12 protein-coding genes are annotated in these 14,823 nt (G+C 73.8%); 9 read left to right on the plus strand and 3 right to left on the minus strand.

Annotation, left to right across the window (positions count from 1 at the left end; translation table 11 throughout):
* Positions 1–274: 274 nt before the first annotated feature.
* From Pta02_RS18895 to Pta02_RS18910, 4 genes are all read left to right on the plus strand, one after another.
* Positions 275–1,237 (plus strand): ABC transporter substrate-binding protein, encoded by a 963-nt coding sequence (locus tag Pta02_RS18895; RefSeq protein WP_203876186.1) that lies wholly within the window; start codon positions 275–277, stop codon positions 1,235–1,237.
* A 270-nt stretch (positions 1,238–1,507) separates the two neighbouring features.
* Positions 1,508–2,473: a FecCD family ABC transporter permease gene (locus Pta02_RS18900; protein WP_203876350.1), complete on the plus strand. Its 966-nt coding sequence runs from the start codon at positions 1,508–1,510 to the stop codon at positions 2,471–2,473.
* Between the two features lie 27 nt (positions 2,474–2,500).
* A complete protein-coding gene (locus Pta02_RS18905) occupies positions 2,501–3,274 on the plus strand; it encodes an ABC transporter ATP-binding protein (protein WP_203876187.1) in 774 nt (257 codons plus the stop codon).
* Complete coding sequence (locus Pta02_RS18910) at positions 3,271–3,975, plus strand: adenosylcobinamide amidohydrolase (protein WP_203876188.1); 705 nt, start codon at positions 3,271–3,273, stop codon at positions 3,973–3,975. The genes Pta02_RS18905 and Pta02_RS18910 overlap by 4 nt, the downstream gene beginning before the upstream one ends.
* Here Pta02_RS18910 and Pta02_RS18915 read toward each other — a convergent pair.
* Complete coding sequence (locus tag Pta02_RS18915) at positions 3,939–4,517, minus strand: CGNR zinc finger domain-containing protein (protein WP_203876189.1); 579 nt, start codon at positions 4,515–4,517, stop codon at positions 3,939–3,941. The genes Pta02_RS18910 and Pta02_RS18915 overlap by 37 nt on opposite strands.
* Before the next feature lie 45 nt (positions 4,518–4,562).
* Here Pta02_RS18915 and Pta02_RS18920 point away from each other — a divergent pair, with 45 nt between their 5' ends.
* Positions 4,563–5,249, plus strand: a complete 687-nt coding sequence (locus Pta02_RS18920) for a maleylpyruvate isomerase family mycothiol-dependent enzyme (RefSeq protein ID WP_203876190.1) — start codon at positions 4,563–4,565, stop codon at positions 5,247–5,249.
* A gap of 69 nt (positions 5,250–5,318) precedes the next feature.
* Here the strand turns inward: Pta02_RS18920 and Pta02_RS18925 are convergent, their stop codons facing one another.
* Both Pta02_RS18925 and Pta02_RS18930 read right to left on the minus strand, forming a co-directional pair.
* Positions 5,319–7,058, minus strand: coding sequence for a hydantoinase B/oxoprolinase family protein (locus tag Pta02_RS18925; protein WP_203876191.1), 1,740 nt, complete (start codon positions 7,056–7,058; stop codon positions 5,319–5,321).
* Positions 7,051–9,084 carry a hydantoinase/oxoprolinase family protein gene (locus tag Pta02_RS18930; RefSeq protein WP_203876192.1) on the minus strand — a complete coding sequence of 678 codons (2,034 nt, stop codon included), beginning with the start codon at positions 9,082–9,084 and terminating at the stop codon, positions 7,051–7,053. The genes Pta02_RS18925 and Pta02_RS18930 overlap by 8 nt, the downstream gene beginning before the upstream one ends.
* Positions 9,085–9,264: 180 nt before the next feature.
* Here Pta02_RS18930 and Pta02_RS18935 point away from each other — a divergent pair, with 180 nt between their 5' ends.
* From Pta02_RS18935 to Pta02_RS18950, 4 genes are all read left to right on the plus strand, one after another.
* On the plus strand, positions 9,265–10,968 hold the full coding sequence (locus Pta02_RS18935) for a zinc ribbon domain-containing protein (RefSeq protein WP_239130900.1): 1,704 nt from the start codon (positions 9,265–9,267) through the stop codon (positions 10,966–10,968).
* Complete coding sequence (locus Pta02_RS18940; RefSeq protein ID WP_203876194.1) at positions 10,968–12,677, plus strand: serine/threonine-protein kinase; 1,710 nt, start codon at positions 10,968–10,970, stop codon at positions 12,675–12,677. The genes Pta02_RS18935 and Pta02_RS18940 overlap by 1 nt, the downstream gene beginning before the upstream one ends.
* Before the next feature lie 175 nt (positions 12,678–12,852).
* Entirely contained in the window at positions 12,853–13,974 is a 1,122-nt protein-coding gene (locus Pta02_RS18945) for a sensor histidine kinase (protein WP_203876195.1), read from the plus strand.
* Positions 13,971–14,636 (plus strand): response regulator, encoded by a 666-nt coding sequence (locus Pta02_RS18950; RefSeq protein WP_203876196.1) that lies wholly within the window; start codon positions 13,971–13,973, stop codon positions 14,634–14,636. The genes Pta02_RS18945 and Pta02_RS18950 overlap by 4 nt, the downstream gene beginning before the upstream one ends.
* Positions 14,637–14,823 lie beyond the last annotated feature (187 nt).

The following is a 14,823-nucleotide window of genomic DNA, read 5'->3' on the forward strand; positions in this document are numbered from 1 at the left end:
GGGGGACGGGCCCCGCCGTGTCAGCAGCGGGGAGAGCCCCCGCCGTGTCGGTGAGCCCTGCACATCCGGGCCGAGGGGACGATTGATATCGTCTGTCCGAAGCGCGACGCGCAGCGAAGTCCGGTGCGAGCCCGGCGCTGTCCCGCAACTGTCATGGCCCCGGAGGCCGAGCCAGGTCGACTGCCGCCGCGCCGACGTCGTCGACCCTCGTGGAAAAGGGTGATCCGTCCTGATTCCCACGGGTCCTCGGTTCCCGCAGATGAAAGGACCTTCCGTGAGGCCCGTACGTACCGCCTTCGCGGGCGCGCTCCTCGGTGCGCTGGCCCTGGCCGGATGCGGTCAGAGTTCCACCACCGCTCCGCAGGACGCCGCCTCCGCGTCGGTCTCCGCCTCCGCCTCGGCTTCGGCTGCCGAGGGATTCCCCGTCACCGTGGAGGGGGGCAACGGCTCGGTCACCATCGCCAAGAGGCCCGAGCGGATCGTCTCCCTGTCGCCCACCGCCACCGAGACCCTGTTCGCCGTCGACGCCGGAGCCCAGGTCGTCGCGGTCGACGATCAGTCCAACCACCCGGCGGAGGCCCCCAAGACCGACCTGTCCGGCTTCAAGCCGAACGCCGAGGCGATCATCGCGCAGAAGCCCGACCTGGTCGTGCTGGCCAACGACGTCGACGGCATCGTGGCCAAGCTGCAGAAGGTCGACGTCCCGGTGCTGCTGGAGCCCGCGGCCACCAAGCTCGAGGAGGCCTACGACCAGGTCACCGACCTCGGTGCGGCCACCGGCAACAGCGCCAAGGCCCAGGAGGTCGTGGCCGGGATGAAGCAGAAGATCGAGCAGGCCGTGGCCGCCGCGCCCAAGGACAAGAAGCTCACCTACTATCACGAGCTGGACACCACGCCCTACTCGGTGACCTCCACCACCTTCGTCGGCCAGGTCTACGCCCTGTTCGGCCTGACCAACATCGCCGACAAGGCCCCGGACCTGGCCGGCGGCTATCCCAAGCTCTCCGCCGAGTTCGTCGCCCAGGCCGACCCCGACCTCATCTTCCTGGCCGACACCAAGTGCTGCGGCCAGTCCCGCGACGTCATCGCCAAGCGTCCCGGCTGGTCCAAGCTCTCCGCCGTCGGGAACGACCGCGTCATCGCCCTCGACGACGACATCGCCTCCCGCTGGGGGCCCCGCATCGCGGACCTCGCCCAGCAGGTCGGCGACGCCGTCCAGAAGGCCGCGTCCGAATAAGTGACCGATCCATCCGGCCCCCCCGTTCCGCCCGGCGGCGGGACGGGGGACGGCTCCGTCTCCGGGTGCCCTCCCTCCGAGAACGGGGGCGCGGCGCGCACGCCCGGCCCCGCCACCGATGACGGGGGTACGGCGCGCCCGCCCGGCCCGGCCCCCGAGGGCGCCGGTGCGGCGGGGCGGGGCGCGGAGGGTTCCGGCGCCCCGGTACGGCGGACGACCGGGCTGCGGCTGCCGGCCCTGCTCGTGGCGGTGGGCGTGCTGCTGGCGAGCATGGTGGCCGGGGTGCTGGCCGGGGCGGCGGACATCGCGCCCGGGAGAGTGGTCCTGCAACTGCTCGACTGGCTGCCCCTCGTCTCCGCGGACTCCGGGCTCGCCCCCGTCGAGCAGGGGCTGCTGCTGGAGCTGCGGCTGCCCCGGGTCGTGCTCGGGGCGATCGTCGGCGGCCTGCTGGCCATCGCCGGGGCCGCCTACCAGGGGGTGTTCCGCAACCCGCTGGCCGACCCCTACCTGCTCGGCGCCGCCGCCGGGGCCGGGCTCACCACCACCGTCGTCATCGTGCTGCTCAAGGGTGACACCGAGTCCCTTTCCGTCCCCGCCGCCGCCTTCGCCGGGGCCGTGGGCGGCGTCCTGCTCGCCTACGCCCTGGGCAACGTCGCGGGCCGGGGCGGCGGGACCGCCACGCTGGTCCTCGCCGGGGTCGCCGTGACCTCCTTCCTCACCGCGGTGCAGACGTTCGTCCAGCAGCTCGGTGTGGAGGACCTCCAGCGCATCTACGGCTGGATCCTCGGCACCGTCGACGGCGGCTGGAGCCGGATCACGCTGGTGATCCCCTACGCCGTGGTCTCGGTGGCGGCCCTGCTGCTGCACGGGCGGTTGCTCGACGTGCTGTCGGTCGGCGACGACGAGGCCGTCAGCCTCGGCCTCCACGCCGCCCGCGTCCGGCTCGTCGTCCTGCTGGCCGCCTCCCTGGCCACCGCCGCGGCCGTCGCGGTCAGCGGGCTGATCGGCTTCGTCGGCATCGTCGTCCCGCACGTGGTCCGCCGCCTGGCCGGGGGCTCCTACCGCGTCGTGCTCCCGCTGTCGTTGCTGGGCGGGGCGGCCTTCCTGGTCGTCGGCGACGTGCTCGCCCGGACCGTGCTCGCCCCGGCGGAGCTGCCCATCGGGGTGGTCACCGCGTTCGTCGGCGCCCCGTTCTTCGTCGCCGTCCTGCGCGTGACGAAGCGGGTGGAGACATGAGCCGTACGGCAGCCGCGGAGTGACTCCATGAGCGACATCAGAGCGCACGGCCTCTCGGTCGTCCTGGACTCTCGGACCGTGCTGTCCGGCGTCGGCCTGCAGGTGCGCGGCGGCGACTGGCTGGCCGTGATCGGGGCCAACGGCGCGGGCAAGTCCACGCTGCTGAAGGCGGTGGCCGGGGTGCTGCCGTACTCCGGCGAGGTGCTCATCGACGGCACGCCCGTCCGGCGGCTCAAGCCCCGAGAGCGGGCCCGGCTGCTCGCCTACGCCCCCCAGGCCCCGGCGCTGCCGGCCGACATGACCGTGTTCGACTACGCCCTGCTCGGCCGCACGCCGTACATCCCCTATCTGGGCCGCGAGAGCCGCCACGACCGCGAGGTGACGGCGTCGGTGCTGGAGCGGCTGGACCTGGGGCCCTTCGCCTCCCGCAGGCTCGGCCGTCTGTCGGGCGGCGAGCGCCAGCGGGTCGTGCTGGCCAGGGCGCTGGTCCAGCAGGCCCCCGTCCTGCTGCTGGACGAGCCCACCACCGCCCTCGACCTCGGGCACCAGCAGCAGGTCCTGGAACTGGTCGACCGGCTCCGGCTGGCCGACGGGCTGACCGTGGTCACGACCCTGCACGACCTGAGCGTGGCCGGGCAGTACGCCGACTCGATGATGCTGGTCTCCGAGGGCCGGGTGGCCGCCTCCGGCACCCCGGCGGAGGTCCTCACCGGGAAACTGATCGACGAGCACTTCGGCGCCCGCGTCCGGATCGCGACCGGCCCGGACGGCAGGCCCGAGGTCCATCTGGAGCGCCCATGAGCCCGATCCCCCCGACGGAGGCCGGCGGGCCGGGCCGTCTGGCGCTGGGCCACCGCACGGAGGACGGCGTACGGCTGGCCTCGCTGCTGTGGGAGCTCGGCCCCGGCTGGCGGGCGGTCTCCTCGGCGATGCTCGGCGGCGGCATCGGCCCGGCGCAGTGGGTGCTCAACGCGCAGGTGCCCGGCGGCTACGCGCGGATGGACCCGGTGGAGCACCTGCTGGAGATGGCCCCGCCCGGACCCGGGGTCGGCATGCTCACCGCCGCCTCGGTCGGCCGCTTCACCCGCGCGGCCGACGGCGGAGCGCACGCCGTGGCCACCGTCGGCCTGCGCGTGCCCACCTGGGCCGCCGCCCCCGAGGGCGCGCCCGACCCCGAGCTGGCACCCGTGTACTTGCCGGGCACGATCAACATCATCGCCGCCGTCCCGGTCGCGATGAGCGACGCCGCCCTGGTCAACGCCGTGATGACGGTGACCGAGGCCAAGACGCAGGCGCTGATCGAGGAGGGCTTCCCCTGCACCGGCACCGCCTCCGACGCGGTCTGCGTGCTGGCCCGCGCCGACGGGCCCGAGGAGCTCTTCGGCGGTCCCCGCTCCGTCTGGGGCGCCCGCCTGGCCCGCGCCGTCCACCGGGCCGTACGGCGGGGCGCCCGCGACTGGGCGGGTCACGACTCCTCGCGGGCGGCGCGGCGGGCCCGGTAGGCGGCCATCTTGGCGCGTGCGCCGCAGCCGTCCATCGAGCACCAGCGGCGGCGACCGGACCGGCTGGTGTCCAGGAACAGCCGGGTGCACGGGTGCAGGTCGCATTCGCGCACGCGCCCGGCCAGCGGTCCGCCGAGCAGGTCGACGGCGTCGCGGGCGATCCCGGCCAGCAGCGTCTGCGCGGTCGCCTCGCCCGGGACCCGCCGGAGCCGGTTGCCGGGGCCGGCCTCCAGGCGTTCGGCCGGCGCGGGCCGGGCGGCCCAGTCGTTCACGACGGCCAGCGGCTCCGGCGGGATCTCCCGCTCCAGGCGGCAGGCGGTGAACAGCTCGTACATCGCCTCCCTGAGATCGCGGGCCTGACGCAGCTCGGGCCCGCCCGCCGCCGGGGCGGGGGAGCCAGGGGCGGTCAGGCCCGCCTCGGTGAACCATCGGGCCAGGTCGGCGGGGGTCTCCAGCCGCTCGACGGGTCCGCTGCCACGTCTGCCCACGGTGGCGATGAAGTCCAGACAGAGCCGCCCGCTGTGGAACCGGAAGGTGCTCACCCTGTTGAAGTTACCGGATTAGCCGGTAACCTGCTCCTCATGACAATGAACGATCTTGTAACCCGCGTCCTCGACGGGCAGCGCCGCCTGGAGAACCTGATCGCCGACCTCGCCGACGAGGACGTCCGGGCGCCCTCCGCGCTGCCGGACTGGTCGCGCGGCCACGTGATCACCCATCTGGAGCAGAACACCGCCGCCTTCACCCGCCAGGCGGAGTACGCCCGGCGCGGCGAGCTGATCGACGTCTACGACGGCGGGGCCGCCGGGCGCGCCGCCGCCATCGAGCGCGAGGCCGGCCGCGGGGCGCAGGAGCTCCGTACGGCCCTGGCCCGGGCGCACGCCGCCCTCGCGGAGGCCTGGGCGCGGGCCGGTGAGGACGACTGGAAGCGGCCCGTGCGCTACCGCGACACCACTCTCTTCGACACCGTCCACGCCCGCTGGCGCGAGGTCGAGATCCACATGGTCGACCTGGACCTGGGGTACCGGCCGTCGGACTGGTCGCTCGACTTCTGCGACCACGTCGCGGACTTCCTGGGCGCCCGCGTCCCCGAGGGCACGCACCTGACGCTGGTCGCCGACGACGCCGAGCGCCGGTGGAGCGTCGGCGACGGCGACCCGGTCGTCCTGCGCGGGAACGCGGGCGACCTGGCCGCCTGGCTGGCCGGGCGGGCCCCCGCCAAGCCGGTCACCGTCGAGACCGGCTCCCTGCCCGAGCTCGGCCCCTGGCCGTGACGACCCGGGCAGCCGTCACGCGCGGTCCACGGCTGTGATCGCCCGTGTGGTCCGCGGTCCCGGCTGCGATCACCGGGTGACCGTTCCGTCCTCCCGCACGGTGACGCCGTAGTCGCGTGCCGCGCCTTCGGCGGTGACCTTCCCGGCGCGCAGGTCGGCCGCCACCTCCTGCGGGGGGCGGTCGTACGGCGAGCCGATGCCCCCGCCGCCCGTGGTCTCGACCACGAACGCCTCCCCGGCGCGGAACAGCGCGTTGTTGACCTTGGAGTCGAGCCGTTCCAGCGTGCCGTCCGCGCGCCGGCGGTGGAAGCCGCCGAGCCGTCCGGCCAGGCCGCCGGAGCGGCCGGGCGGGGCGTTGCGCAGGCGGTCGCCGCGGGTGGTCACGTGCGCGTCGGCCAGGAAGCGGATCACCGTCCGGGAGCCGAGGCCGCCGCGGTGGCGGCCGGGACCGCCGGAGTCCGGGATGGTCTCCACCGACTCCACGACCAGCGGGCAGCGGGTCTCGACCGGCTCGGCCTGCGGGACCGAGTTGCGCCCGATGCCGAAGTGCACGCCCGTCGCGTCCGGCCCGTCCTTGCCGTGCCGGGCCCCGACCCCGCCGAAGTCGTAGGACAGGTGGATCCAGTACGGCGCGCGCGCCGCCGCGATGGAGAACGGCTGCAGGATGCCGCTGGCGGCGATGGCGCGCTCGGGGGCCGCGTCCGACAGCGCCTGGAAGATCGCCTCCATCGCCGCGTAGATCGGTACGAACCGGCCGCCGCACGGGTAGGGGGATCGGGCGTCGAGCAGCGAGCCGGGCGGGAGCCGTACCTCGATCGCCCGCAGGCAGCCGTCGTTCATCGCGATCGTCGGGTCGAGGAAGCAGCGGACCGCGAAGACCGCGGCGGCCAGCGACTGCGAGGCCGAGGAGTTGATCGCCGCCGGGACCTGCGGGTCCGTCCCGGTGAAGTCCACGATCACCCGTCCCCGCCCGGACGCCGGGATCTGCGGGCCGCGCGTCGTCCCGGGGGTCCCGGCCTCCCGTTCCACGGTGACCGCCACCCGCACCGTGTGGGAGCGCGCGGTGTCGATCCCGTCGTCGTCGATCGGGTAGGAGGAGACGTGGCGGCCCGGCGGCAGCCCGGCCAGGGCCATCCGGGTCCTGGCCTCGGTGTAGTCGAGATAGTCGTCGATTCCCCGGGCGAGCCCGGCGGGGCCGTACTCGGCGATCATCGCCTCGACCCGGGCGGCGGCGACGGCGGTGCCCGCGATGAGGGCGCGCACGTCGCCCATGACCTTGTCCGGGGTCCGGCTGTTGGCCCGCAGGATCGCCTCGATCGCCGGCTCGACGCCGTCGGCGGTGGCCAGGCGGACCGGCGGGAGCTGCAGGCCCTCCAGGAAGATGTCGGTGGCCAGCGGCGCCATGCCGCCCGCCGACAGGCCGCCCAGGTCGGAGACGTGGATCATCGTGGCGGTGAAGTAGACGGGGGAGCCGCCGGCGAAGACCGGCCGGTAGACCAGCAGGTCGTTGGTGTGCACGCCGCCCCGGTAGGCGTCGTTGAGCACGAACACCTCGCCGGGGCGCATGGCGGCGGCGGGGATGTCCTTCAGCAGCTCCGGCAGGGCGACCTTGAGGGCCATGCTGTTCATGAGGGTGGTGGCCATCGACTGGGCGACCAGACGGCCCGCGGCGTCGAGGACGGCGGCCGAGGCGTCCGACCCCTCGACGATGAACGTCGAGTAGGCCGACCGGACGACGACGATGCTGGCCTCCTCCGCGGCCACCACCAGCGCGTTGCGCAGCACCTCGGCGGTCAGCACGTCACTCATGCGATCCCTCCCCGTTCCGCGTCGTGAGGACCACCGCCATGTCGTCGGCGAGCACCGCCCGCCACCCGGGCGGCACCACGATCGTCGACTCCGGGTCCTCCACGATCGCCGGGCCGTCCGTCTCCCGCAGCGACGCCCGGGTGAACACCGGCACCTCCACGTACCCCCCGGCCTCGGCGAAGTACGCCGTCCGCCGCGCCGTACCCGGGGCGCCGATCCCCGCCGGGGCGGCGGGCGGCGGCTCCGTACGGCGGGCGGCGGGGAGGGTGACGCGGACGCGGTAGCCGACGACCTCGACGGGGCCGCGCTGGGCGATGCCGTAGACCTGCTCGTAGCGGGCGGAGAAACGCCCGGCCAGGTCGGCGGGGGAGTCCGACCATGGGACGGTGAGGTCGTGCGCCTGGCCGGCGAAGCGGACGTCGGCCGAGCGCTCGACCCTCACACCGGGGGCGCCGAGCTGTACGCCCAGGTCGGCCGCCGCGGCCTCGGACAGCTCGGCGAAGACCCGTCCGGGGTCGGCGTCCAGGGCCGAGCGCACGCGGTCGACGGACAGGTCCCCGGCCAGCAGGCCGGCGGCCGAGGCGACGCCGCAGCGGGCGGGGACGACGACGGTGGAGATGCCGAAGCGGGAGGCCACCCGGGCGGCGTGCATCGGCCCCGCGCCGCCGAAGGCGACCATCACGAAGCCGCGGGGGTCGATGCCGCGCTGGACGGTCACCACGTGCACGGCCGAGCCCATCGAGGCGTTGGCGATCTCGTGCACGGCGTGCGCGGCCTCGGCCCGGGACACCCCCAGCGGCCCGGCCAGGCGCAGGTCGACGGCTTTGTCCGCCAGGTCCCGGGAGAGCCGGATCGTGCCGCCGGCGAAGGAGGCGGGGTCGAGGTAGCCCAGCACCAGGTCGGCGTCCGTCACGGTCGGATCCTCGCCGCCGAGGCCGTAGCAGGCCGGGCCGGGCGCCGAGCCCGCCGAGCGCGGCCCGACCCGCAGGGCGCCGGCCGCGTCCACCCAGGCGATGCTCCCCCCGCCGGCCCCGACCTCGGCCAGGTCGATGGCCGGGGTCTTGACCGGCACGCCCGTCCCGGCCCGGCGCCCGCCGAAGCTGCCCTTGCCGCCGACGTGGAACTCGTGGGTGATCTCCGGCCTGCCGTCCCTGATCACGCAGGCCTTGGCCGTCGTGCCGCCCATGTCGAAGGAGATCGCGTCGCGGTGGCCGGTCGCGGCGGCGGCCAGCACCCCGGCCGCGGGGCCGGACTCGATCGTCGCCACGGCCCGCCGCGCGGCCAGCTCGACCGGCATCACGCCGCCGCCCGACTCCATCACGTGCACCGGGGCGGTGATCCCGATCCCGGCCAGCCGGGCGGCCAGCCGCCGCAGGTAGCCCTCCATCACCGGGCCCACGTAGGCCGACATGATGGTCGTCGTCGCCCGTTCGTACTCCCGCAGCTCCGGCCAGACCTCCGAGGAGATCACCACCGCCGGGACCGTCTCCCGCAGGATCTCCGCGACCCGCCGCTCGTGGGACGGGTCGGCGTAGGAGTGCAGCAGGCAGACGGCCGCCGAGGTGATGCCCCGCCGTGCGATCTCCGCGCCGACGCGGGCCACCGCCTCCTCGTCCAGCGGCGTCAGCACCGCTCCGGAGGCACCGATCCGCTCGGGCACCTCGAAGCAGTCCTCGGCCGCGACCGGCGGCGGGGGAGGATCGAAGCGCAGGTCGTAGCGGTCCTCCTCGACCCGGGCGTAGCGGCCCAGCGGGATCGCGGAGCGGAACCCGCGGGTCGTGACGTAGGCGACCCGCACGCCCCGGCGCTCCAGCACGGCGTTGGTGGCCAGGGTGGTGGCGTGCACGACCCGGGTCACCAGCGAGGGGTCGGTACGGCCCAGCGCCGCGGTCACGCCGGTGAGGACTCCCTCGGCCGGGTCGTCGTGGGTGCTCAGGCACTTGGCGACCGCGATCTCGCCTCCCGGCCCGCTGAGGACGACGTCCGTGAACGTCCCGCCGACGTCGACTCCGATCGCGTACCCCACGAGCCCTCCTCCTCCGACGGCTCACGGGCGCCCCACGGCCCCGCCCGGCCGATCACGGATCGCAGAGTATTTACCCTAACAAGCGCTTGTCTATTTCGCCTTCTCTTGACTTCAGGCGATAGGTTGCGACCCTTGTCCTATCCCCTCTTGGGAGTGACGATGCGGCGGCTCAGAACAGCTATGGCACTCCTCGGCGGCCTGGCACTCGCGGTCGCCGCGATGCCCGCCGCCCTGGCCCACGAACACCCCAGCGGGATCACCGACCTGGTGACCCCCGCGGTCGTCCGCGTGGAGGCGACGGCCCACGTGGACATCACCCTGCTCGACCACATCGGCGAGCTGGTCCACGTCGAGCGGAGCTACGAGGTCCCGATAGGCGTGGGCACCGGCACCGTCGTCAATCCCGACGGGGCCACGGTCACCCTGACCGGCGTGGTGAAGACGGACAAGGACGTCGAGGTCCACGCGGCCAACAAGATCTTCGCCGAGCACCACAAGGTCAAGATCCCCGACGACTTCGAGCGGCACACCCTCAAGGACGAGACCCTCAACCGGCACCTGCAGGAGTGCTACCCGCCGAAGAAGCCGACCGCGACCTGCATCATCGACGTCACCACCGAGGTCCAGGTCTTCCCCAACATCGTCCCCGCCGACGCCGAGGGCTTCAAGGCGGAGATCATGCACACCGGTGACCGGCCCGAGAGCCCGGCCGTGCTGATGCCGGTCAGCCGGGCCGACGGCGGGGCGGGCATGCCCACGGCGCCGCTGGCGGCCAAGGTGCCCGACAAGGAGGGCTCGCCGGTCGCGGTCGCCGGGTTCACCGGGCGGCCCTCGGCCGGCGTGAAGGAGAAGGTGGACATCGCCCACCTGCAGGCCGGCGGTACGGCCGGCAGCGGCGGGCGCCGGTTCAAGGACCCGGAGGGCAAGGTCGACGAGCCGCCCAAGGTGGGCAAGCTGGTCGACCAGGGACTGCGCGGCGGGCCGGTGATCGAGGACAAGAAGGGCGAGGTCGTCGGGCTGCTCGTGGGCGGCGGCGACGACGGCCGGATGATCGGCATCCGGGAGGTCACCGAGGCGCTGGCGGCGGCCAAGGTCACCGCCCGGCGCGGCCCGATCGACGCCGCGTTCGAGCAGGCGCTGACCCGCTTCCACACCAAGTACTACGGCGACGCCGTGCCCGCCTTCGAGCGCGTCCTGGACCTGTATCCCGGGCACGCGGTGGCCGCCGCGCACCTGAAGACCTCCCAGGCCAAGCGCGGCACAGCCGAGGACGAGGGGACAAAGCGCGCCGCGGCGCAGCCGGACCCCGGCGGGACGGCCCTGCCGCTGTGGCCGTTCCTGGTGGGCGGCGGCGTCCTGGTGGCCCTCGTGATCGTCGGAACGATCCTGTTCCTGCGCCGCCAGCCCGCCTCCGAGCCGGACGGGGACGTGCCCGGGGAGTACGGCGGGAACGGGACCGGGGAGGGCGGCGTGCCCTACCCCGCGGTGCCGGTCACCCCGGCCGGGCAGAGCACGCTCGACGACGGGGCCAGCGCCACCGTGGTGGTCGGGCGTTCCTTCCCCTCCCTGCCCAAGGTCGCCACGGGCCCTGGCCAGCCGCCCGCGCCGGGCCAGTCGCCCGGCCCGGGCCGCCCGTCCGTGCCCGGCCAGCTGTCCGCCCCCGGTCAGCCCGTGCTGGTCGCCCGGGACCCGGGCCCCAAGCCCCACGACACCGGTCCACGGACCCATGACACCGGCCCGCGTGCCCATGACACCGGCCCGCGGTCCCAGGCCGGCGGGGGCGCCGGCGGGGCCGCCGCCCAGAAATACTGCACCGCGTGCGGGATGAGGCTGGGGCCCGCCCACCGGTTCTGCGGCTACTGCGGTCACTCGGTCGAGGCGTGATGACACCGTCGAACGAGAGGGCCCTGATCGGCCAGGAGATCGCCGGTTACCACGTCGAAGACGTCATCGGCAAAGGCGGCATGGCCGTGGTCTACCTCGCGGTGGACTCCCGGCTGGACCGCCGGGTGGCCCTGAAGGTCCTCAACCCGCTGCTGGGCGAGGACGACCGGTTCCGCCAGCGTTTCATCCTGGAGTCGCGGACGGTCGCCAGCATCGACCACCCCAACATCATCCCGATCTACGAGGCGGACGCCGCCTCCGACGGCACCCTCTACATCGCGATGCGCTATGTCGACGGGCCCGACCTGCGCCGCCTGTTCTACGATCGCGGGCCGCTGCCGATCAGCCAGGTCAACCGGATATCGGCGCAGGTGGCCGCGGCGCTGGACACCTCGCACGCCCACGACCTGATCCACCGCGACGTCAAGCCCGCCAACATCCTGATCGCCGGGCACACCGAGGGCGAGCACGTCTACCTCACCGACTTCGGCATCACCAAGCACCGCACCTCGATCTCCGGGCTGACGCAGACCGACCAGTTCATCGGCACCCCCCGCTACATGTCGCCCGAGCAGATCAACAAGGAGGTCATCGACGGCCGCTGCGACCAGTACGGCCTGGCCTGCGTGGTCTACGAGGCGCTGTCCGGACGGCTGCCGTTCCAGCGCGACAACGAGATCGCCCTGCTGTGGGCGCACCTGGCCGAGGCGCCCACACCGCTCAGCACGCTGCGGTCCGAGCTCCCGATGGAGGTCGACGGGGTGATGATGCGGGCGCTGGCCAAGTCGCCCGAGCAGCGCTACGCCACCTGCACGGAGTTCATCGCCGAGCTGCGCGACGCGATCAGCGGCCAGTCCTATCGGCTCCAGCAGCCGCACCCGGGCCGCTCGTCCTATCCGCCGTATCCGTCCTACCCGGGCGAGCAGTCGTACCCGCCCGGGCCGCCGCAGCCGGCCCAGCCCCACCCGTCCGGGGCGCCGTACCCCACCCAGCCCCACCCGCCCGGGCAGGCGGGCCCGGCCGTGCAGACCGGTGAGCGGCAGCAGCTGCACTCCACGCAGGCGACCGGGACCAGGCCGAAGACCGCCGGGCCCCGCAAGAAGGGGGTGCTCATCGGAGCCGGGGTGGCGATCACGCTGATCGTCGCGCTGGTGGCGGTGCTCGCGGTGATCCTGCGGGGCGGTGAGACCGAGTGGGTGCCCTACCGGGGGTCGGCCGCCGTTCCGGTGGCCTTCGAGCATCCCGCCGGCTGGACCGCGGTCCAGCACGCCGACGTGTTCACGGTCGCCTCGCCCCGGGCCGAGCAGTTCCAGGCCCTGTTCAGCACGCCGGTCACCGCCGACTGGGCCGACGTCAACGAGATCATCAAGACCGCCCCGGAGGAGGCCACCGGGATCTACGCCCAGACCCTGGACACCCTCGACCCGCGGGGCGGCGCCCAGCAACTGCAGGAGACGCTGCAGTCGTCGCTGCCCGGCACGGTCAACGTGTTCTCCGAGGTGGTGCAGGTGCGCGTCGGCGGGCAGTCCGCCGTGCGGCTGGAGGGCTCGATCGTCGATCCGCAGCGCGGCGGCCAGCTCGACTTCATCGGCTACGCGGTGGAGCGCCCGGACGAGCCGGCTCTCATGATCTACTTCTGCGCGCCCAGCCGGTGCGACGACAGCCTGGCCAACCGGTTCGTACGGAGTGTGTCCTTTCCGTCCCGGTAAGTAGGTTCACGAGTGGATTCGTGGAGTGCCCGCCGTGCCTCCGGTGGCGGGCGGGCACTTGTGACCGACTTGTAAGCGGCTTGGCTGGGCGTTTTGTCCTATATGCAATGGAGACGTGAGGGTTTAGTCTCCCCGCATGGTGGTTCCCTTCCCTGTCCTTCGGCACCTCCGCACGGTGTCGAAAGTCGATCTTCTGATCGGCGGCGCGATCATCGCGCTCGGGACCCTGGAGGCGTTCACCGTCGCCACCGAGTACGGTGCGGCGCAGACGCCCGAACTGTGGTGGATCGGCCAGGCGCTCGTCACAGGCGTCCTGGTCTGGTTCCGCCGCAAGGCGCCCGTCGCGGTCTTCATCCTCATGATCCTGGCCCAGTACGCCTGGCACCGTCAGGGCTACGAGCACTGCCAGGTCTGGCAGCTGTTCTCCCTTCTGCTGGTCTTCCACACCGTGGGCGCCGAGCTGCCCTTCAGGCCCGGCCTGGCCTGGGCCGTCACCGGGATCCTCGTCTTCGACTCCGGGGCGGTCGACCACCGCCTGCTCCCCTTCGAGGAGGTCATCTTCCTGACCGTGGTCTTCGGCGCCGCCTACCTCACCGGCCTGGCGGTGCACGCCTACGCCGCCCGGGTCCGCCGTCTGGCCGAGCACGCCGTACGCCTGGAACGTGACAGGGAACGCCGGGCCGCCGAGGCCGTCGCCGAGGAGCGGGCCCGCATCGCCCGCGAGCTCCACGACGTCGTCGCGCACAGCGTGAGCATGATGGTCATGCAGGCCGGGGTGCTGCGCCGCCGGGGCGGCGGGGACGAGGACGCGCTGCTCGGCATCGAGCGCTCGGGCCGCGAGGCGGTCGAGGAGCTGCGCGTCATGCTCGGCGCCCTGCGCATGCCGCTCGACGAGGGCATCCCGCAGCCTGGCCTGGCGCAGCTGTCCACCACGGTGACCTCGCTGGTCTCCTCGGGCCTGCGCATCACCCTGGAGGTCGACGGCGAGCCGGTACGGCTCCCGCCCGGCCTCGACCTGTCGGCCTACCGGATCGCCCAGGAGGCGCTCACCAACGCCGTCAAGCACGCGAGCGAGTCCGAGATCTCGATCGGCGTCGCCTACCACGCCGGCTCCGTGGAGCTGGAGGTCCTGGACGGGGGCGGCGGCGCCCCGTCCGAGCTGTCGACCGGCAACGGCCTCATCGGCATGCGCGAGCGCGCCGAGCTGTTCGGCGGGACCTTCGAGGCGGGCCCGCGCCCCGAGGGCGGGTTCCGCGTCCACGCACGCCTTCCGATCTCCCAGGAGGTTCTCGTATGAACACCATCCGCATCGTGATCGCCGACGACCAGGCGATGGTCCGTGCCGGGCTGCGGCTGGTGGTGGAGAGCGAGCCCGGCATGGAGGTGGTGGGGGAGGCCGCGGACGGGGTGGAGGCCCTGGCCGTGGCCCGCCGTACGCGCCCGGACATCGTGCTGATGGACATCTCCATGCCGCGCATGGACGGCCTCACCGCGGCCGGGCAGCTGCTCGACCAGCCGGATCCGCCCAAGGTGATCATGCTGACCACCTTCGACACCGACGAGAACCTCTACGCCGCCCTGCGCGCGGGCACCAGCGGCTTCCTGCTCAAGGTCTCCCCGCCCGAGCAGCTCGTGGAGGCCATCCGCGTCGTGGTCGGCGGCGACGCCCTGCTGGATCCGGCGGTGACCACCCGCGTGATCGCCTCCTTCGCCGGACGTCACGACCCCGCGCCCCCGCCCCAGCTGGCCGACCTGACGCCGCGCGAGCTGGAGGTGCTGCGGTTCCTGGCCCGCGGCCTGACCAACGCCGAGATCGCCGGTGAGCTCTTCGTCGGCGAGGCCACGGTCAAGACCCACGTGGCGCGGGTGCTGATGAAGCTGCATCTGCGGGACCGGGCTCAGGCGGTGGTGTTCGCGTACGAGTCGGGCGTGGTGCGGCCCGGCGCGGCGGTGACGTAGAGAAGGCTCCGCCGGGGGGAACGCCGACGCTGCCGGTCCTCGGGCACGGGGATCGTCCCTCCTCGGTGGGGATGCGGGTGCGGGTGCGGGGCGGGGTGGCCGTGACACCGGCGGGGTGGTGGCGGTACGGCCTTGCCCGCCGGGCGCTTCCTCCATACGGGAAGGTAGTCGCCGGGCCCGCCCCGGG

Origin of the sequence: Paraplanobispora takensis (assembly GCF_016863195.1) — a bacterium.
In the GTDB taxonomy this organism is placed as follows: Bacteria; Actinomycetota; Actinomycetes; order Streptosporangiales; family Streptosporangiaceae; genus Planobispora; species Planobispora takensis.

Bases quoted from the DNA above. Each gene is read 5' to 3' on its own strand.
- Pta02_RS18950 (WP_203876196.1), top strand. From the start codon at position 13,971: ATGAACACCATCCGCATCGTGATCGCCGACGACCAGGCGATGGTCCGT.
- Pta02_RS18935 (WP_239130900.1), top strand. From the start codon at position 9,265: ATGGCACTCCTCGGCGGCCTGGCACTCGCGGTCGCCGCGATGCCCGCC.
- Pta02_RS18900 (WP_203876350.1), top strand. From the start codon at position 1,508: ATGGTGGCCGGGGTGCTGGCCGGGGCGGCGGACATCGCGCCCGGGAGA.
- Pta02_RS18925 (WP_203876191.1), bottom strand. From the start codon at position 7,058: ATGAGTGACGTGCTGACCGCCGAGGTGCTGCGCAACGCGCTGGTGGTG.
- Pta02_RS18905 (WP_203876187.1), top strand. From the start codon at position 2,501: ATGAGCGACATCAGAGCGCACGGCCTCTCGGTCGTCCTGGACTCTCGG.
- Pta02_RS18910 (WP_203876188.1), top strand. From the start codon at position 3,271: ATGAGCCCGATCCCCCCGACGGAGGCCGGCGGGCCGGGCCGTCTGGCG.
- Pta02_RS18940 (WP_203876194.1), top strand. From the start codon at position 10,968: ATGACACCGTCGAACGAGAGGGCCCTGATCGGCCAGGAGATCGCCGGT.
- Pta02_RS18920 (WP_203876190.1), top strand. From the start codon at position 4,563: ATGAACGATCTTGTAACCCGCGTCCTCGACGGGCAGCGCCGCCTGGAG.